This is a genomic window from Rahnella sp. 2050 (assembly GCF_040544515.1).
GTDB lineage: Bacteria > Pseudomonadota > Gammaproteobacteria > Enterobacterales > Enterobacteriaceae > Rahnella > Rahnella aceris.
Genome location: NZ_JBEPKE010000002.1, coordinates 1,134,752 through 1,152,487, shown reverse-complemented (window position 1 = coordinate 1,152,487; position 17,736 = coordinate 1,134,752). Strand labels below are relative to the sequence as shown.

General features: G+C 51.4%; 18 protein-coding genes, 3 tRNA genes and 2 other RNA genes. 9 read left to right on the top strand and 14 right to left on the bottom strand.

Annotated elements, in window-relative coordinates; all coding sequences use genetic code 11:
- The first annotated feature begins 17 nt into the window (after positions 1-17).
- From galT to ABIC79_RS12580, 6 genes are all read left to right on the top strand, one after another.
- Positions 18-1,067 carry a galactose-1-phosphate uridylyltransferase gene (gene galT, locus ABIC79_RS12605; RefSeq protein ID WP_013576411.1) on the top strand — a complete coding sequence of 350 codons (1,050 nt, stop codon included), beginning with the start codon at positions 18-20 and terminating at the stop codon, positions 1,065-1,067.
- Positions 1,067-2,215, top strand: a complete 1,149-nt coding sequence (galK, locus tag ABIC79_RS12600; protein ID WP_013576412.1) for a galactokinase — start codon at positions 1,067-1,069, stop codon at positions 2,213-2,215. The genes galT and galK overlap by 1 nt, the downstream gene beginning before the upstream one ends.
- Positions 2,209-3,255: a galactose-1-epimerase gene (gene galM, locus ABIC79_RS12595; protein WP_112198511.1), complete on the top strand. Its 1,047-nt coding sequence runs from the start codon at positions 2,209-2,211 to the stop codon at positions 3,253-3,255. The genes galK and galM overlap by 7 nt, the downstream gene beginning before the upstream one ends.
- Positions 3,256-3,406: 151 nt before the next feature.
- Entirely contained in the window at positions 3,407-3,739 is a 333-nt protein-coding gene (locus ABIC79_RS12590) for a PsiF family protein (RefSeq protein WP_013576414.1), read from the top strand.
- A 207-nt stretch (positions 3,740-3,946) separates the two neighbouring features.
- Entirely contained in the window at positions 3,947-4,699 is a 753-nt protein-coding gene (gene gpmA, locus ABIC79_RS12585) for a 2,3-diphosphoglycerate-dependent phosphoglycerate mutase (protein ID WP_013576415.1), read from the top strand.
- Positions 4,700-4,945: 246 nt separating this feature from the next.
- Complete coding sequence (locus ABIC79_RS12580) at positions 4,946-6,211, top strand: DUF1479 domain-containing protein (RefSeq protein ID WP_013576416.1); 1,266 nt, start codon at positions 4,946-4,948, stop codon at positions 6,209-6,211.
- Positions 6,212-6,475: 264 nt separating this feature from the next.
- On the opposite strand, the gene ABIC79_RS12575 is transcribed toward ABIC79_RS12580, so the two are convergent.
- A complete protein-coding gene (locus ABIC79_RS12575) occupies positions 6,476-6,799 on the bottom strand; it encodes a hypothetical protein (RefSeq protein WP_015690247.1) in 324 nt (107 codons plus the stop codon).
- Between the two features lie 137 nt (positions 6,800-6,936).
- Here ABIC79_RS12575 and ABIC79_RS12570 point away from each other — a divergent pair, with 137 nt between their 5' ends.
- A complete protein-coding gene (locus ABIC79_RS12570) occupies positions 6,937-7,410 on the top strand; it encodes a GNAT family N-acetyltransferase (RefSeq protein ID WP_241917024.1) in 474 nt (157 codons plus the stop codon).
- A gap of 65 nt (positions 7,411-7,475) precedes the next feature.
- On the opposite strand, the gene aroG is transcribed toward ABIC79_RS12570, so the two are convergent.
- Positions 7,476-8,528, bottom strand: coding sequence for a 3-deoxy-7-phosphoheptulonate synthase AroG (aroG, locus tag ABIC79_RS12565; protein ID WP_112151663.1), 1,053 nt, complete (start codon positions 8,526-8,528; stop codon positions 7,476-7,478).
- Between the two features lie 203 nt (positions 8,529-8,731).
- Between aroG and ABIC79_RS12560 the strand changes: the two genes are divergently transcribed.
- A complete protein-coding gene (locus tag ABIC79_RS12560; protein ID WP_013576421.1) occupies positions 8,732-9,061 on the top strand; it encodes a protein YbgS in 330 nt (109 codons plus the stop codon).
- 126 nt (positions 9,062-9,187) lie between these two features.
- On the top strand, positions 9,188-10,141 hold the full coding sequence (zitB, locus tag ABIC79_RS12555) for a CDF family zinc transporter ZitB (RefSeq protein ID WP_013576422.1): 954 nt from the start codon (positions 9,188-9,190) through the stop codon (positions 10,139-10,141).
- Between the two features lie 65 nt (positions 10,142-10,206).
- On the opposite strand, the gene pnuC is transcribed toward zitB, so the two are convergent.
- The 12 genes from pnuC to tolR form a co-directional block, all read right to left on the bottom strand.
- A complete protein-coding gene (pnuC, locus tag ABIC79_RS12550) occupies positions 10,207-10,929 on the bottom strand; it encodes a nicotinamide riboside transporter PnuC (RefSeq protein WP_015690252.1) in 723 nt (240 codons plus the stop codon).
- Positions 10,930-10,987: 58 nt separating this feature from the next.
- Positions 10,988-12,052 carry a quinolinate synthase NadA gene (nadA, locus tag ABIC79_RS12545; RefSeq protein ID WP_354567271.1) on the bottom strand — a complete coding sequence of 355 codons (1,065 nt, stop codon included), beginning with the start codon at positions 12,050-12,052 and terminating at the stop codon, positions 10,988-10,990.
- A gap of 306 nt (positions 12,053-12,358) precedes the next feature.
- A non-coding RNA gene (locus tag ABIC79_RS12540) (RtT sRNA) lies at positions 12,359-12,478 on the bottom strand.
- 14 nt (positions 12,479-12,492) lie between these two features.
- Positions 12,493-12,568 (bottom strand) — tRNA-Lys (locus ABIC79_RS12535).
- A gap of 68 nt (positions 12,569-12,636) precedes the next feature.
- Positions 12,637-12,712, bottom strand: a tRNA-Lys gene (locus ABIC79_RS12530).
- A gap of 71 nt (positions 12,713-12,783) precedes the next feature.
- Positions 12,784-12,900, bottom strand: a non-coding RNA gene (locus ABIC79_RS12525) — RtT sRNA.
- Positions 12,901-12,915: 15 nt separating this feature from the next.
- Positions 12,916-12,991, bottom strand: a tRNA-Lys gene (locus ABIC79_RS12520).
- Between the two features lie 197 nt (positions 12,992-13,188).
- On the bottom strand, positions 13,189-13,980 hold the full coding sequence (gene cpoB, locus ABIC79_RS12515) for a cell division protein CpoB (protein ID WP_314521200.1): 792 nt from the start codon (positions 13,978-13,980) through the stop codon (positions 13,189-13,191).
- A gap of 9 nt (positions 13,981-13,989) precedes the next feature.
- On the bottom strand, positions 13,990-14,502 hold the full coding sequence (pal, locus tag ABIC79_RS12510; RefSeq protein ID WP_013576426.1) for a peptidoglycan-associated lipoprotein Pal: 513 nt from the start codon (positions 14,500-14,502) through the stop codon (positions 13,990-13,992).
- Between the two features lie 48 nt (positions 14,503-14,550).
- The gene (gene tolB, locus ABIC79_RS12505; protein ID WP_013576427.1) at positions 14,551-15,843 is read right to left on the bottom strand and encodes a Tol-Pal system beta propeller repeat protein TolB; all 1,293 of its coding nucleotides are present in this window, start codon (positions 15,841-15,843) and stop codon (positions 14,551-14,553) included.
- A 129-nt stretch (positions 15,844-15,972) separates the two neighbouring features.
- Positions 15,973-17,184, bottom strand: a complete 1,212-nt coding sequence (gene tolA, locus ABIC79_RS12500) for a cell envelope integrity protein TolA (RefSeq protein ID WP_314521195.1) — start codon at positions 17,182-17,184, stop codon at positions 15,973-15,975.
- 113 nt (positions 17,185-17,297) lie between these two features.
- Complete coding sequence (tolR, locus tag ABIC79_RS12495; RefSeq protein WP_013576429.1) at positions 17,298-17,729, bottom strand: colicin uptake protein TolR; 432 nt, start codon at positions 17,727-17,729, stop codon at positions 17,298-17,300.
- Positions 17,730-17,736 lie beyond the last annotated feature (7 nt).

Here is a 17,736-nt window from a genome sequence, read left to right as displayed (position 1 = left end):
TGCACTAAGGAAAGTTTATGACCACGTTTAACCCGATTGATCACCCGCATCGCCGCTACAACCCGCTGACCGATCAGTGGGTGTTAGTCAGCCCGCACCGCGCAAAACGTCCGTGGCAAGGCCAGCAGGAAGCCGTTTCGCAGGAAACGCTGCCTGCGCATGACCCGGACTGTTTCCTGTGTCCGGGCAACACCCGTGTGACTGGCGATGTGAATCCGAAATACACCGGCACGTTTGTGTTTACCAATGATTATGCCGCGCTGATGCCGGATACCCCTTTTGCGCCGGAAAGCGATGATCCACTGATGCGCGTTCAGAGCGCACGCGGCACCAGCCGGGTGATCTGTTTCTCGCCGGATCACAGCAAAACGCTGCCACAACTGTCGGTTGAAGCCCTGACGGAGATCGTCAGAACCTGGCAGGAGCAAAGCGCGGATCTGGCAAAAACCTATCCATGGGTGCAGGTTTTTGAGAACAAAGGCGCGGCGATGGGATGCTCCAACCCGCATCCGCATGGTCAGATCTGGGCCAACAGCTTCCTGCCTAACGAAGCCGAACGCGAAGATCGCCTGCAACGCACCTATCTTGAACAGCAAGGTTCGCCGATGCTGCTGGATTACGTGCAGCGCGAACTGGCCGATGGCAGCCGTACGGTGGTCGAAACCGAACACTGGCTGGCGGTGGTGCCTTACTGGGCAGCGTGGCCGTTCGAAACCTTGCTGTTGCCGAAAGTTCACGTCAAACGCATTACCGAACTGAGCGATGCACAACGCGGTGATCTGGCGCTGGCGCTGAAAAAGCTGACCAGCCGTTATGACAACCTGTTCCAGTGCTCTTTCCCGTATTCGATGGGCTGGCATGGCGCGCCATTTACCGAAGACGACAACGAACACTGGCAGTTGCACGCACATTTCTATCCGCCGTTGCTACGTTCAGCCACGGTGCGCAAATTTATGGTCGGCTACGAAATGCTGGCTGAGACCCAACGCGACCTGACAGCGGAACAAGCCGCCGAGCGTCTGCGGGCGGTGAGTGATGTCCATTATCGTGAGGCCGGAGAAAAATAATGAAACTGAAGACCAAAACCCTGGAAATCTTTGCCGATAAATTCGGCTACCCTGCCACCATTACCATCAAAGCACCGGGCCGCGTAAATCTGATCGGCGAACATACCGATTACAACGACGGTTTCGTGCTGCCATGCGCCATCGATTATGAAACAGTGATTGCCTGTGCACAGCGTAATGACCGCACCATCCGCGTGATCGCCGCCGATTTCGATAACGACGAAGACAGCTTCTCGCTCGACGAGCCTATTTTGCACAGCGATGCGCACCCGTGGGCCAACTACGTGCGTGGCGTGGTGAAGCATCTGATGCTGCGTAACAAAGATTTCTCCGGCGCGGACATGGTGATCAGCGGCAATGTGCCACAGGGTGCAGGCCTGAGTTCATCCGCATCGCTGGAAGTGGCGGTCGGTCAGGCGCTGAAATCATTGTACGATCTGCCGCTGGACGGCGTTGCGCTGGCACTGAACGGTCAGGAAGCGGAGAACCAGTTTGTCGGCTGTAACTGCGGCATTATGGATCAGCTTATTTCTGCGCTGGGCAAAGAAAATCATTCACTGCTGATCGACTGTCGCTCGCTGGAAACCCGTGCAGTGTCCATGCCGAAAAACGCCGCGGTGGTCATTATCAACTCCAACGTGAAACGCGGTCTGGTGGACAGCGAATACAATGCCCGTCGCGAACAGTGCGAAGTGGCGGCACGCTTCTTTGGCGTAAAAGCGCTGCGTGACGTTGACCCTGCCCTATTCTTCTCCATTCAGGATGAGCTGGATCCGGTCGTTGCCCGCCGTGCACGTCACGTCATCACAGAAAATGACCGTACGCTGGCAGCAGCTGATGCGCTGGCCAGTGGCGACCTGAAACGTATGGGCGAGCTGATGGCAGAATCTCACGCCTCAATGCGTGATGATTTTGAAATCACCGTGCCGCAAATCGATAAGCTGGTGGAAATCGTTAAAGAAGTGATTGGCGATAAAGGCGGCGTGCGCATGACCGGCGGCGGCTTTGGCGGTTGCATCGTGGCGCTGGTGCCGGAAGACATGGTGGAGAAAGTCCGTCATGCCGTTGAACAGCAATATCACGCGCACAGCGGTCTGAAAGAAACCTTCTACGTTTGCACAGCTTCCCAAGGAGCAGGCATATGTTAAAACCTGAAAACACGCAACTGGCGCCCGATGGCCAGCCGTTTGAACAGGTTACGCTACAGAATGCGGCGGGTGCCACCGCCACATTCATGGACTGGGGCGCGACCTGGTTATCCTTTACCCTGCCGCTGACGGATGGCTCCACGCGTGAACTGCTGCTGGGCTGCCAGTCGCCGCAGGAATACATGAACCAGAGCGCGTATCTGGGCGCGACCGTCGGACGTTATGCCAACCGTATCGCCCGCTCGCAGTTTGATATCGACGGCAAACCGCATCTGGTGGTCGCCAATCAGGGCGTGCATCAGCTTCACGGCGGGCCGGAAGGTTTCCATGCGCGTCGCTGGACTATTCTCGAACAGACCGCGCAGAAGCTGACGTTTCAGCTATTTTCGGCCGACGGCGATCAGGGTTATCCGGGCAACATGACGGCGAAAGTGCATTACCAGCTGACTGACGATAACCGTCTGGAAATCCGTTACGAAGCGACGGTTGATAAGCTGTGCCCGGTCAATCTGACCAATCATGCCTATTTCAATCTCGACGGCGAAGGCACCGATGCGCGCCAGCACAAGCTGCAACTGTTTGCGGACCGTTTCCTGCCGGTCGACAGCGATGGCATTCCCTGTGCGGATCCGACCCCGGTTGAAAACACCGGCATGAATTTCAACGCAGCCAAAACGCTGGCGAAAGATTTCCTCACCGACCGCGACCAGCAACGCGTGAAAGGCTATGACCACGCCTATCTGCTCAACCGCACCTGCAACAGCGGCAGCAATCCGGCAGCGCATTTGTGGTCTGCCGACGGCAAAGTCAAAATGACAATGTTTACGTCTGCGCCCGCCGTGCAACTCTACAGCGGTAATTTCCTGGGCGGAACACCGAACCGCAGCGGCGGTGAATACGCCAGTTACAGCGGTGTCGCGCTGGAAAGCGAATTTCTGCCGGACAGCCCGAATCACGCCACCTGGCCGCAACCGAGCTGCTGGGTCAAACCGGGTCAGACGTATAAATCCTCGACGACGTATCAGTTCTTCGCGTTGTAATTCGTTCAGGACAGGGCTTCCAGGCTCTGTCCTTTTCCCAAACTTCTTCGAATTTGTGACTGACTGCGCATCTGCTTCCGCACTTTCTCAGCTAAACATCTAAACTCAGAGGGTGTCCTGCATAAAAGGACGTTTATTAAGGAGTTTTGATATGCGTTTACCTGTTGTGCTATCCCTGCTGGCAACGCTGTGCGCGGCGGGTTCCGCTCTGGCGGCGGACCCGGTGAAAGTCCCTTCTCCTGCTCAGACTGAGCAACGCCAAAAAATGACCGATTGTAATCAGCAGGCCACTACGCAGTCCCTGAAAGGGGATGAACGTAAAAAATTCATGAGCAATTGTCTGAAAGCAGAGACTAAAACTGACGATAAAATGAATCCTCAGCAGATGAAAATGAAAACCTGTAATGCCGATGCCGCGAAGCAAAATCTGAAAGGCGATGCGCGTAAATCCTTCATGAGTACCTGCCTGAAAAAAGCCAGCTGATCACGCTGACCTGCTTGTACAAAACGCGCTGTCAGGGTGACCTTCTGCGCGTTTTGTTTTACATCGTCGCAGCAAATTCGTTATGTTTAATACAAACAGCGTCCCGCAAAGATTTCCTGAGGAAGTTTCAGATTGCTGAGTGGGATGCCCAGACCCTATAATGATAACTGTTATCATTGAAAATTGAGTTAACTGAGGAGTTTAGCTATGGCTGTAACCAAGCTGGTGCTGGTAAGACACGGTGAGAGTGAGTGGAACAAAGAAAACCGCTTTACCGGTTGGCATGATGTTGAACTGTCCGATAAGGGCCGCACCGAAGCAAAAGCTGCTGGTCAGCTGCTGAAAGACGAAGGCTTCCAATTCGATTTTGCATACACCTCTGTGCTGAAACGTGCCATCCACACACTGTGGAGCGTTTTGGACGAACTGAACCAGCCATGGCTGCCAGTTGAGAAATCCTGGAAACTGAACGAACGTCATTACGGTGCGTTGCAGGGTCTGGATAAAGCAGAAACTGCACAGAAATACGGTGACGAGCAAGTTAAACAATGGCGTCGTGGTTTTGCTGTGACGCCACCAGAACTGGATCGCGCTGACGAACGTTTCCCTGGCCACGACCCACGTTACGCTAAACTGACTGCGGCAGAACTGCCAACGACAGAAAGCCTGGCGCTGACCATCGAACGCGTCATCCCTTACTGGACTGAAGTGATCAAACCACGCATCGCCAGCGGCGAGCGCGTCATCATCGCGGCACACGGTAATTCCCTGCGCGCACTGGTTAAATATCTCGACGACCTGAGCGAAGAAGAAATTCTGGAACTGAACATCCCTACCGGTGTTCCACTGGTTTACGAGTTTGACGAAAACTACAAACCAATCAAACGTTACTATCTGGGTAATGCCGACGAAATCGCAGCGAAAGCAGCGGCCGTGGCAAACCAGGGTAAAGCGAAGTAATTTCACGTTTTCTTCTGCGTTAAGCAGGAAGATTGGCAAGGCACGCACACGCGTGCCTTTTTTGTTTTCTGAATCCGACACTCCCCCGCCCTTATCCGGATTTCCGGTAAATCCTCCCTGTTGTGAAAATCGTGATCCAACGCCGGCTTTTCAGATAACAGTTTTGCTACATTCATTTAAACTTTCGAATGAAAGTAATTTAATATTCGTACGAAATAATCATTTCAGCAACCTGCCGGAGGTTTTATGGATAACAGATTTACGTCAACGACATTACCTGTTGATTATAAAAAGAATATTATCGAGATGAAAAAACAACTCCGCGCACAGATTAGCGATGTTGAAGGACTCTTCCGTCAGGTATGCGAAAAAATTGAAACGGAGATCGCCGCAGCACGGGCGGAGGAGGCAGCGAACGGGACTGCATGGCCACAAATCAGCTGGGCAGCGCTGGCGGAAGGCCGGGTTTCTGATGCGCAAATTGCTCAGGTGAAACGCCGCGGCTGTCTGGTGGTCCGTCAGACATTTGACCGCGATGACGCGCTGGCGATGGATAAATCCATGCTGCATTACCTCGATGCCAACCATTTCGATGAGGTCTACCGCGGGCCGGGTGATAACTTCTTCGGATCGCTGGAAGCTTCCCGGCCTGAAATTTATCCGATCTACTGGTCTCACGCGCAAATGGAAGCCAGACAGAGCCAGGAAATCGGCACGGTTCAGTCATTTTTAAACCGTCTCTGGAAGTTCGGGGACCATCAGGGCGCATGGTTTAATCCTGACGTAAATATTATCTATCCGGACAGGATCCGCAGGCGTCTTCCGGGCACCACTTCTAAGGGGCTGGGCGCGCATACCGATTCCGGCGCGTTAGAACGCTGGCTGTTACCGGCGTATCAGAAAGTCTTCCGCAAGATTTTCACCAACCGTTTTGAGGAATACGATCCATGGGATGCGGCTTTCAGACCCGACGTCAATGAATACGATGTGGAAAACACGACGAAATGCTCAGCGTTCCGGACATTCCAGGGCTGGACTGCGCTATCTGATATGCAAACCGGACAGGGCTTGCTGCACGTCGTTCCGGTGCCTGAGGCGATGGCGTATGTGCTGCTGCGTCCGCTGCTTGATGATGTGCCGGAAGATGAACTCTGTGGCGTTGCGCCTGGCCGCGTTTTACCTGTTTCAGAAAAATGGCATCCGCATCTGATTAAAGGCCTGTGCAGTATTCCGGAACTTCAGGCGGGCGACTCGGTATGGTGGCATTGTGACGTCATTCATTCCGTCGCGCCGGTTGAAGATCAGCAAGGATGGGGAAATGTGATGTACATTCCAGCCGCGCCGCTGTGCGAAAAGAATGTCGCTTATGCCCGTAAGGTACACGAAGCGCTGAAGACAGGCGCTTCACCAGCGGATTTCCCCCGCGAAAACTATGAAGCAAACTGGACAGGCCGATTCCTTGAACGAGATCTCAACGCTAACGGACGGCTGGGCGTAGGGCTGAAGAAGTAACTCCGCGGCTACGTTTTCAGTAATGCATAAAACAATAAGCCCCGATAATTAACCGGGGCTTTGACTTTCTCATCAGGCAAAATCAGAAACACGTTAGCACTGAAAATAACGTTGTATTAATTGCGCAAGGAAAGCCATAAACAAGCCAAACCACAAGATTTTGATAAACCAGCGAGCGTACCGCCAGAGATAACGTTCCCTTTCATTAGCTTTGTGAATGGCTTTATCCAGTTCGTCTTCTGTCATCATCCTGCTCTTGCTTTATCAGGTATTTGAATCTTCTACTATCCTGATATTCATCCGTTTAATACGTGAGTAAATCCACAATCCCAGGCAAATAAATGTTCCAAAGAATAGCGTGAACACTTGTGACATTAAGCAGGCAAGGACCGGCGCGGTGATAAACGCTGTAATGCCATAGACGTATTCGCCATTCAGTAAAATCACGTCATACCCAAAAGCCCCCATAATTCCCATCAGCAAACCCACAGGTAAGGCTGCAAACAGCATGCCGACAGACACCAATTTATAGACAGTCCCGGCGGTGATTTTTCGGATTTCTATTGTTCTTATCTGTACTGCGTTCATCTCTCATCCCTGTCAGTTTTTATTGTTAGCAAAAGATAATGTTACACCTCGCGGTGAAAAAATAAACTTCATATTCAACACATTGAGCGATGAATTCATGTAAGTTATTTCTGAACGCCATCAAAAAGGAGATAACAATGCCCGTCAGACTCGCCTGCCCCGATGAAGCGGAAATACTCTGGGAAATCAGAAATCAGGCTATCCGCCACGGATGTAAAAATACCTATGGCGCAGACATTGTGATGGCGTGGACGCCCGAACAGATGCCTGCCGGATATCGCAAAGCTATTGCGGAGAATCCTTTTTTTGTCGCACAGGTGCACGGGCTGGAGACACCGGCGGCAACAGGTTTTCTCGATCTGAAAAATGGCAGTGTTGAAGCGATTTTTACGTTGCCGGAATTCGAAGACAAAGGTCTCGCCACGCAAATTCTTGCTGCCATAAAAGCGGAAGCCAAATCGCGGGGATTCACAGCACTTACGCTGGCTTCCACACCGAATGCTTTTGAATTTTATAAGAGGAACGGTTTCAGTCTGGTAAAAGAGAGTCTTTACCGCTCTGAGATGGCGAATGCTGATTTGCGTTGTATGGATATGAAATGCACGCTCTGAACATATTCAGGTAATAAAAAGCCCCGCAAAAGCGGGGCTCAGAAAGATATGCTGGCGTTAAAGAATTATCCGCGACGCGCTTTAACGGCGTTCGCGAGATTACGCAGCAGCACTTCGGTATCTTCCCAGCCGATGCAGGCATCGGTCACGCTCTGGCCGTAAACCAGTGGCTCGCCGCTGTCTAGGCTCTGATTCCCTTCGACCAGATGACTTTCGACCATCACGCCCATCACCGCCTGTTCGCCACCCGCAATCTGACCACAAACGTCTTCACACACTTCCATCTGCTTTTTGAATTGCTTACTGCTGTTGGCATGGCTGAAATCGATCATAATACGGGCTGGCAGTCCGCCTTTTTTCAGGCCTTCTTTCACTTCCTGCACATCCTGAGCACTGTAGTTTGGCTTTTTGCCGCCGCGCAGAATGATATGACAGTCGTTATTCCCGCTGGTGTTCACGATAGCGGAGTGACCCCATTTGGTGACAGACAGGAAGCAATGCGGCGCGCCAGCCGCGTTGATGGCGTCGATCGCCACTTTAATGGTACCGTCGGTGCCGTTTTTGAAACCAACCGGGCAAGATAAGCCGGAGGACAACTCACGGTGTACCTGAGATTCCGTGGTACGTGCGCCGATGGCGCCCCAGCTCATTAAATCCGCCAGATATTGTGGCGTAATCATGTCCAGGAACTCGCCCGCCGCTGGCAGACCGCTGTCATTAATATCCAGTAACAGTTTGCGGGCAATGCGCAAACCGTCGTTAATCTGGTAGCTGTTATTCATGTGCGGATCATTAATGAGCCCTTTCCAGCCCACCGTAGTGCGCGGTTTTTCAAAATAAACACGCATCACCACTTCCAGCTCACCTTGCAGCTCTTCACGCATTTTCAGCAAACGGGCAGCGTATTCTTTCGCGGCTTTCGGATCGTTAATGGAGCACGGCCCGATGACGACAAGAAGGCGATCATCGTTTCCTTTCAGTATCTTATGAATGGCATTGCGAGCCTGAGAAACTGTTTTTGCCGCTTTGTCAGTGGCGGGAAATTTTTCGAGCAGGGCAACCGGAGGTAAAAGTTCTTTGATTTCTTTAATGCGTAAATCGTCGTTTTGATAATTCATAACTGTTCCATTCGGGTGTTCATAAGAGACAAAGCGAAACGCTGACCGCGTTCAATCTAGCCGTATTGAATGTCAGTGTAAACCTGCTTTTACACCTACGATTCGTCTCATTTTGATTTAGGACATAATTTATTTAGCTAGGCTTTTATCAGGCACATGAAAAACGACCATGGACCTTTAACGAAACAATGGAGATGAACATTATGAAAAAGCTCGCAATCATGTTACTGACCGCAACCATGGCGCTGACCACCGGCGCTGCTTATGCTGCCGGCGAATCCTCAGCCAGCGATAACAATGGCCAGGCAAATCAGTCCGGATCGCCGGGTTCAATTCAGAAAATTGCGCCAAAAAGTGTGAGCAACGATCAGATCAACAATACCAGTAAACCTGTGAATGAAGTGAATACCAAAACGGATACCACTACGCATCACATGAGCAAAGACAAACAGCATAAGAAAACCATGTGCAAAGATGGCCGTTGTCCGAATCAGACCCCGGGCACAACACCGTCGAAAGAAACCGGTAACTAATCCCGTCACGGTTGTTCACACAGGAGGAACTTTGTTTCCTCCTTCTTCCTTAACTTCCCCTTCTTGCAACACGTTATGATTACGCTATTGTGATTGTCTCGGTTCATCATTTTTGTGAATATAATTATGTCTTCTTCCCTGTTACCACAGGACAAAAACAGTCGCCGTTTGTTGCTGGCTTTCCTCGTTACTGTGATTTTCATGGTGGCCGAAGTGATTGGCGGGCTGGTCTCCGGCTCTCTGGCGCTTCTGGCCGATGCAGGACACATGCTGACTGACGCCGCCGCGCTGCTTGTCGCATTGCTTGCCGTACGCTTTGCTAAACGTAAGCCGAATACCCGCCATACTTTTGGCTATTTGCGCCTGACGACCATGGCGGCCTTCGTCAATGCCGCTGCGCTGCTGGTGATTGTCGTTCTGATTGTCTGGGAAGCCATCGCGCGATTCTTTAATCCACAGCCGGTGATGGGCACCACTATGCTGGTGATCGCCATCGCTGGCCTGTTTGCCAATATTCTGGCCTTCTGGCTGCTGCATCAGGGCCAGGAAAAAGCCAACATTAATGTGCGTGCCGCCGCGCTGCATGTTCTGGGTGATTTGCTGGGGTCAATTGGGGCGGTCGCTGCGGCGCTGATCATCATGTATACCGGCTGGACACCTGTGGACCCGATTTTATCAGTGCTGGTTTCCTGCCTGGTGTTAAACAATGCCTGGCGGTTGCTGCGGGAGAGTTTCCATGAGTTGCTGGAAGGCACACCGGAAGAGATCGATATCAATAAACTGCGCCGGGATTTATCCCTGAGTATCCCGGAGGTGCGCAACGTGCATCACGTTCACGTCTGGCAGATTGGTGAACAGCGTCTGATGACCGTGCACGTGCAGGTTGTTCCACCGCACGATCACGACGCGCTGCTTTACCGCATTCAGCACCATTTACTGGAAAAATGCCGCATCGGCCATGCCACGATACAGATGGAATATGGCCAGTGTGAAGCACCGGATTGTGAGATGAATGAAATTCCCGTGACCAGCGCCGGGCACGATCATCATGGTCATAGCCATGCACATCATCACCACTGATTCCTCAGGTCAGAACGAGAAAGCAAAACGCCTCCGTTATGGAGGCGTTTTTTATGGTCGCAAAATCAGGCCGGTTGCAAAGGCTGAGAACCGTTTTGCTTTGCACTTTTGATCCACAGCCACGAACCGTTCAGTGCAATCAGCGTCAGCAGCACGTATTCAAGCGCCATCGCATAAACGCCCTGATAAGCGAAAATCGCGACGCTGATGACATCAATGATGACCCACAGCAGCCAGTTCTCGACATATTTTCGGGTCATCAGCAGCATTGCCACAATCGACAACACCATCATTGACGAATCCCAGAACGGGAAGGCATCAGGTTGCAGTTCAGGCATCTGCACATTCAGCCCCAGCGCCTGCATCAGATTCACCGCCACTAGCGTCAGGGTGGCAAAAACACGGTCAATGTTGAAGGTCATCAGCAGAATGCCTGCGACGCACACTACGCCCCATATCAGCGCTTTGCCACGCGGCAACCAGCGGATCTGCAATTCAGCTTCCTGATCGGCTGTCTGACGACTCCAGGCATACCAGCCGTAGATATTCGCGGCAAAGAAGAAAATCTGCAGCAGCAGGCTGGCGTAAAGCTGGATCTGGAAAAAGATGATCGCAAACAATGTGACGTTGATCAGACCGAACGGATAGTTGATCAGCTTTTCTTTGCTGGCGTACCAGATGCAGAGCAATCCAAAAAGGGTGCCTACAGCTTCAATCCACGACAGGTCATATCCGCCCTTTCCAAGCGGTATATGAACCAGAATATTGCTGGTACTGAAAAAATCCATCATCACATCCTTTTCCTTTTATTGTCAGTCACAAGACATTATCAGTCACAAAAAATGCTTACAGCGCTTTAGCCTGCGTCCGTAATCTAAGTTGGGCAGCAAAATCCAGCATGCGATTCAGGGGGATCAGTGATTTCACACGCAGCGCTTCGTCAACCTCGATAGCATGTTCCGTGCCGCCGTGTTCCAGACCTTCAGCAATGGCTTTAAGGCCATTCATCGCCATCCACGGACAATGCGCGCAGGTTCGGCAACTTGCGCCCTCACCCGCCGTCGGCGCTTCAAACAATTCTTTGTCCGGGCACGCCTGCTGCATTTTGTAAAAAATGCCACGGTCAGTGGCGACGATCAGTTGCTTCTGAGGCAACGTTTTTGCCGCCTGAATAAGCTGACTGGTAGAACCGACCGCATCAGCCATATCAACGATCGCCTGAGGAGACTCCGGATGCACCAGAACAGCGGCGTTCGGATACAAGCCTTTCATTCGGGCCAGGGCCTGTGTTTTAAACTCGTCATGGACGATACAGGCGCCCTGCCAGCACAAGACGTCTGCCCCCGTCTGCTTACGGACGTAATTTCCGAGGTGCCGGTCAGGTGCCCAGATTATTTTTTCACCCAGACTATCGAGATGTTCAATCAGCTCAACCGCAATGCTTGAGGTCACGACCCAGTCGGCTCTGGCTTTTACTGCTGCTGAGGTATTAGCGTAGACCACAACGGTGCGGTCGGGGTGCTGGTCGCAAAAATCTGAGAAAGCTTGCTCCGGGCAGCCCAGATCCAAAGAACATTCAGCGTTGAGGGTTGGCATCAGCACGGTTTTTTCCGGGCTGAGGATTTTGGCCGTTTCTCCCATGAAGCGCACACCCGCGACAAGCAGGGTCGAAGCAGGATGCTGGCTGCCAAAACGCGCCATCTCTAAAGAATCCGCGACAATACCACCGGTTTCTTCAGCGAGCGCCTGAATTTCAGGATCGGTGTAATAATGCGCCACCATCACGGCATCACGTTCCTTCAGCAGTTTTCTGATCTTCTCTTTATAGAAGGTCTTTTCATCTGCATTCAGCACGGCGGGTTTCGGAGGGAAAGGATAAACCGTCGCATTCAGATCCAATGTTTCGCTCATACTCGTTATCTCATTCAGTCAGGCAACTTGCCCGGATAGCCATAAGCCACAACAGATCCCACCCGGGAATCCTTAGTTTTGTATGCTAAACAAAATACCGCAAAAAGCAGGGAAAGTCGTCCAAATAATAGACGCAGGGCTTAAAATGTTTACTGGACTTAAAAGAGTCTCGAATGAGACACGCAACGGGGGAACAAAAAGCGAAGACTTAAGAAAAAATGAGGTCTTTTGGGACTCACATGCGAAAAAAGCGCCAAAAGGCGCTTTTCTCTGAATTCTGCAATTTAGATGGCTTCACTAAAAAAGTGGTGGGCCGTGCTGGATTGACTCGGTTTCACCTCGCCCTGCGGGCAACGCTTGCGCGTTGTCGTCTCGCTTCGCTCGGCTCGAACCTATGGTTCTCATCCTGCACTGCTTCACTACATTTTCCACTTTGAAAGTGGTGGGCCGTGCTGGATTCGAACCAGCGACCAATTGATTAAAAGTCAACTGCTCTACCAACTGAGCTAACGGCCCATCTAAATGCTGCGTACTGCTTTTACTGTCGGCTTCTAAAATTATTCAGGACATTACACTCTAAAGAGTGGTGGGCCGTGCTGGATTCGAACCAGCGACCAATTGATTAAAAGTCAACTGCTCTACCAACTGAGCTAACGGCCCTTCCTGAATACTGCTTATTGCCAGCGTGTCTTGCAGTTGGTGTGCAAGCCACATGCAATGCTGATTTAGATTGGTGGCCGTGCTGGATTGACTCGGTTTCACCTCGCCTGCGGGCAACGCTTGCGCGTTGTCGTCTCGCTTCGCTCGGCTCGAACCCATGGTTCTCATCCTGCACTGCTTCACTGCATTTTCCACTTTAAAAGTGGTGGGCCGTGCTGGATTCGAACCAGCGACCAATTGATTAAAAGTCAACTGCTCTACCAACTGAGCTAACGGCCCATCTAAACCTGCTGCATATTGCCTAAATCTCTGACAGCGTTAGCCGTTTGGAGTTGTCTGGGCAACGGCGGCATATATTACTTATTTAACTTTTCAGTGCAACTTTAATTTTCAGAAAGAGTGCTAACTGATGGCGTTTCACACACTCAAGCCCAGAAAATGCACGATATGTACATTTTCCGGACCTGAACGAGGAACTATTTTGCAGATAAACGTTTTTGAGCTTGTTTTGCCGCATCGGTATTTGGGTACTGTTTCACGACCTGTGCGAAGACGGCTTTGGCTTTATCAGCCTGCCCTTTCTCCTGCATGATCACCCCAACCTTGAACATTGCGTCAGAACTTTTTGGAGACTTAGGGTAGTTTTTGACCACAACTGCAAAATAATAGGCAGCATCGTCTTTTTTACCCTTGTTGTAATACAACTGTCCCAGCCAGTAATTGGCATTAGGCTGATAAGTTGAATCAGGATATTTTTTTACGAAACTCTGAAAAGCCGCAATGGCTTCATCATACTGTTTCTTTTCCAGCGCCAGTGAAACTGCAGCATTGTAGTCACTGTTCACGTCACCGGTGCTTGCCGGGGCTTGTGCAGCACCCGCATCAGGCGTTGTGGCAGCAGAACCGGAAGCGTCACCTGTGGCTGCTGCAGCACCCGTGCTGACGGCTCCGGCAGAACTCTGGCTTAAGCTGTCCAGTTGATTAAAAATCTGCTTCTGGCGATCACCAAGCTGACTCAACTGATATTGGTTCTCCTGGATTTGACCACGAAGAGTATCCATATCACGTTGGGTATCAGAAAGTTGTTGCTGGAGTTGAGTTAATAGCTGGCTGTGAGCGTTAGAAATACGCTCCAGAGAGGTGACCCGATCTTCAATCGAGCCTGAGCCGACATTACTGATTGGCGCTTGGGCAGTAGCGGCCCATGGGACCGCTACGCCAACCAGTAACGACAGACTCAACAAGTGAGTTCTGAAGTTACTGCTCATACTACTCTCTTAGTATACCAGTACGGCACGACGGTTTTTAGCGTATGCCGCTTCGTCATGGCCCAGTACAGCTGGTTTTTCTTTACCGTAAGAAACGATAGAGATTTGGTCAGCAGAAACGCCTTTGCCTTGCAGGTACATTTTAACAGCAGTAGCACGACGTTCGCCCAGGGCGATGTTGTACTCTGGAGTACCACGTTCGTCAGCATGACCTTCTACAGTCACTTTGTAAGACGGGTTGCTACGCAGGAAAGCAGCGTGCGCGTCCAACATCTGAGCGAATTCAGAAGACACATCGTATTTGTCCAGGCCAAAGTAAACGATGTTGTTTTTCTGCAGTTCTTGCATCTGCAGACGAGCTTGCTCTTCTGAAGACATGTTTGCGTTTTCAGTGCCTGCGCCAGAGTTCAGACCCATACCGTTGGATTGGTCGTTGTCTGCGTTCTTGTGAGAACTACAAGCAGCTACTGCCAGTACAGGCAACGCCAGCATCAGCCCTTTCAGCACTTTATTCAGTTGCATCTATTCGATCCTTTTATAATTTTTTGCCATACATAGTTTTTCTATGCATTACAGATACGGCGACCAGGCAGGAAATTTGACCTGTCCATCAGTTGCCGGAAGACGCGCTTTGAAGCGCCCATCAGTCGATACCAACTGCAATACGGAACCCAGTCCTTGAGAGGAACTGTAAATTACCATGGTGCCATTTGGTGCGAGGCTAGGCGTTTCATCCAGGAACGTGTCCGTCAATGTTTGAACGGCTCCCGTTGCCAGATCTAGTTTAGCGATGTGCTGTGTACCGCTGGCGCTGCTCACCATAACCAGGAACTTGCCATCTGTACTTACGTCAGAGTCCTGATTCTGCGAGCCTTCCCAGGTCAGACGCTGAGGCGCACCGCCATTAATGTTGACTTTATAAACCTGCGGACGACCGCCCTGATCCGACGTGAATGCCAGATTCTGGCTGTCCGGGAACCAGGTTGGTTCCGTATTGTTGCTACGTCCGTTAGTCACCTGACTAATCTGGCCAGAAGACAGATTCATCACATACAGGTTCAGGCTACCGTCTTTAGACAGTGCGAAAGCCAGTTTGCTGCCATCCGGAGAGAAAGCAGGTGCACCGTTGTGACGAGGGAATGAAGCAATCTGCTTGATTGCACCGTTTGCCAGCGTCTGAACCACCAATGCTGAACGACCGCTCTCAAAGGTGACGTAAGCCAGTTTGCTGCCGTCCGGAGACCAGGCCGGAGACATCAGAGGCTCAGGTGAACGGTGAACGACAAACTGATTGTATCCATCGTAATCCGCTACACGCAGTTCATACGGGAATTTCCCGCCGTTAGTCTGCACGATATAAGCGATACGGGTACGGAATGCGCCTTTAATACCGGTCAGCTTTTCAAACACTTCATCGCTGGCGGTATGGGCGGAATAACGCAACCATTGTTTGGTCACTTTGTACTGGTTTTGCGCCAGCACGGTACCTGGTGCGCCAGAGGTATCCACCAGTTGGTAAGACACCACATAGCTGCCATCGGCTGCAGGCTGAACCTGACCGATAACAACAGCATCAATACCCAGCGCGGTCCAGGCTGCAGGGGTCACTTCTGCGGCGGAGGTTGGCTGCTGAGGCATACGTGATGCATCAATAGGATTGAATTTGCCACTGTTACGTAAGTCAGCAGCAACGATACCACCCACATCTTCAGGTGGTGTACCCGGGCCAGCCCATTTGAATGGCACAACGCCAATCGGACGAGCTGTATCTACCCCTTGGGTAATTTCAATGCGAACTTCTGCATGAACCACAGATGCCCACATCATCAAAAGGCCGAACGCTACTCGAAATGCCTGCTTCATTGTATCTCCCTTATCTGGACGTATCTGCCCGCGATAATTTAGCAGAATTTTAACAAACCAACGCACACAAAACTAGAATCACACCCTGCAAACCATCGTAAAAATCTGAAAAGTTATCATTTTCATCTTTTATTGAGGTTTGAAATCTATCGGAGCATTTTTAAATACTTCATAGACGGCTTCAGAAGGCGGTTTCGGGAACTTCGCCTGTCGGGCTGCGGCAAGCGCCGCCTGACACAGTGCAGGATCCCCACCTTCTGCCGACACACTGATTAATGAGCCATCAGGGTTCATTTTAACGCGCAACGCACAGGTTTTGCCTGTATAAGATGACGCGTCATAGAATCTGCTCTCGATGGCAGCCTTAATCTGGCTACCATAGTTCGCAATATCAGCCCCGGATGCCCCCGCCTTTTTCTGAGTCCCCTTCCCTGAAGGAGCAGAAGCGCCGCCACCTGTTGCGCCTTTCGGTGCATTTTTGGAGTCGGCAAGGCCATCAAATAAGTTATTCGCATCAGCGGCTTCTTTGGCTGCGGCGGCGGCGGCAGCTTTTTTATCCGCTGCAGCTTTCTTGGCAGCAGCGGCAGCTTCCGCTTTTTTCTCTGCGGCAGCGGCAGCTTTTGCATCGGCGGCGGCTTTGGCATCGGCGTCAGCTTGTGCCTTCGCATCAGCCGCGGCCTGAGCTTTTGCCTCAGCAGCAGCCTGTTTTTTGGCTTCTGCGGCCGCTTCTTTCTTAGCGTCCACTTCGGCTTGTTTCTTCGCTGCGGCAGCGGCGGCGGCAGCTTCAGCCTCTGCTTGTTTTTTAGCATCAGCTTGTGCTTTAGCCGCTTCTTTCGCAGCATCTGCTTTCGCCAGAGCGGCCGCTTTGGCCGCTTCAGCCTTCGCTTGTGCGGCAGCAGCTTCTGCCTGTTTCTGCTGTTCTTTCGCCTGCTCAGCGGCTTGTTCAGCCTGCTTCTGCTGCTGAGCCTGTTCCTGAGCCTGCTGCTTGGCATTTTCCTGCGCTTGCAGACGCTCTTTCTCAAGTTCTTTCAGGCGTTGCTGTTCTGCGGCCTGTTTCTGTTGCAGCTCTTCAGCCTGTTGTTCTGATTTTTTCTGACGCGCTGCGGCAGCACGTTGGGAATCAGCCTGCTGCTGCTGCTGACGGTTGTACTGATCGACCACGGCACTTGGATCAACCATTACGGCAGAGATATCGCTACCGCCACCGCCGCCACTCATGCTGGTATCTTCGTCCAGCGATCCCCAAATCAACAGGGCTATAATGATGATATGCAGAACGACCGAAACAATAACGGCGCGTTTGAGCTTATCGTTTTGTTCAGTTGCAGTTGCCTTTACCAAAATAGATTTCCCAAGACAGGATTACTAAAAACCCGGTTTCCTGTATTGCCTGTCATACTTTTAACAAGCCAGAGAATGCCGGGTTTCAAATAAGTGTTACAAATTACCTATCCTCAGATAGGTTGTGTCATCAATCCGACAGACTTCACGCCAGCCTGATGCAGCATGTTCAGCGCCTTAATAATTTCATCATAAGGCACATCTTTCGCACCACCGATCAGAAATACCGTCTTCGGATTGGCCTGAATACGGCTGGTCGCTTCCGCGATCACCTGCTGTTCAGGCAATTGTTCCATACGCTGATGGTCAACCACGATGGTGTATTGACCCACGCCAGACACTTCAACAATCACTGGCGGATTATCATCGCTGGACACCGTTTTAGAATCCGTTGCGTCAGGCAAATCAACTTCCACACTCTGGGTAATGATGGGCGCTGTTGCCATAAAAATCAGTAACAGAACCAGCAGTACGTCCAGCAGCGGAACGATATTGATCTCCGACTTACCTTCGCGACGGTTACGACGACCTCGTGAACGAGCCATACTCTCC

Bases quoted from the DNA above. Each gene is read 5' to 3' on its own strand.
- ABIC79_RS12590 (WP_013576414.1), top strand. From the start codon at position 3,407: ATGCGTTTACCTGTTGTGCTATCCCTGCTGGCAACGCTGTGCGCGGCG.
- zitB (WP_013576422.1), top strand. From the start codon at position 9,188: ATGTCTTCTTCCCTGTTACCACAGGACAAAAACAGTCGCCGTTTGTTG.
- galM (WP_112198511.1), top strand. From the start codon at position 2,209: ATGTTAAAACCTGAAAACACGCAACTGGCGCCCGATGGCCAGCCGTTT.
- tolR (WP_013576429.1), bottom strand. From the start codon at position 17,729: ATGGCTCGTTCACGAGGTCGTCGTAACCGTCGCGAAGGTAAGTCGGAG.
- galK (WP_013576412.1), top strand. From the start codon at position 1,067: ATGAAACTGAAGACCAAAACCCTGGAAATCTTTGCCGATAAATTCGGC.
- nadA (WP_354567271.1), bottom strand. From the start codon at position 12,052: ATGAGCGAAACATTGGATCTGAATGCGACGGTTTATCCTTTCCCTCCG.
- pnuC (WP_015690252.1), bottom strand. From the start codon at position 10,929: ATGGATTTTTTCAGTACCAGCAATATTCTGGTTCATATACCGCTTGGA.
- gpmA (WP_013576415.1), top strand. From the start codon at position 3,947: ATGGCTGTAACCAAGCTGGTGCTGGTAAGACACGGTGAGAGTGAGTGG.
- ABIC79_RS12580 (WP_013576416.1), top strand. From the start codon at position 4,946: ATGGATAACAGATTTACGTCAACGACATTACCTGTTGATTATAAAAAG.
- ABIC79_RS12575 (WP_015690247.1), bottom strand. From the start codon at position 6,799: ATGAACGCAGTACAGATAAGAACAATAGAAATCCGAAAAATCACCGCC.
- cpoB (WP_314521200.1), bottom strand. From the start codon at position 13,980: ATGAGCAGTAACTTCAGAACTCACTTGTTGAGTCTGTCGTTACTGGTT.
- galT (WP_013576411.1), top strand. From the start codon at position 18: ATGACCACGTTTAACCCGATTGATCACCCGCATCGCCGCTACAACCCG.
- aroG (WP_112151663.1), bottom strand. From the start codon at position 8,528: ATGAATTATCAAAACGACGATTTACGCATTAAAGAAATCAAAGAACTT.
- ABIC79_RS12560 (WP_013576421.1), top strand. From the start codon at position 8,732: ATGAAAAAGCTCGCAATCATGTTACTGACCGCAACCATGGCGCTGACC.
- pal (WP_013576426.1), bottom strand. From the start codon at position 14,502: ATGCAACTGAATAAAGTGCTGAAAGGGCTGATGCTGGCGTTGCCTGTA.
- ABIC79_RS12570 (WP_241917024.1), top strand. From the start codon at position 6,937: ATGCCCGTCAGACTCGCCTGCCCCGATGAAGCGGAAATACTCTGGGAA.
- tolB (WP_013576427.1), bottom strand. From the start codon at position 15,843: ATGAAGCAGGCATTTCGAGTAGCGTTCGGCCTTTTGATGATGTGGGCA.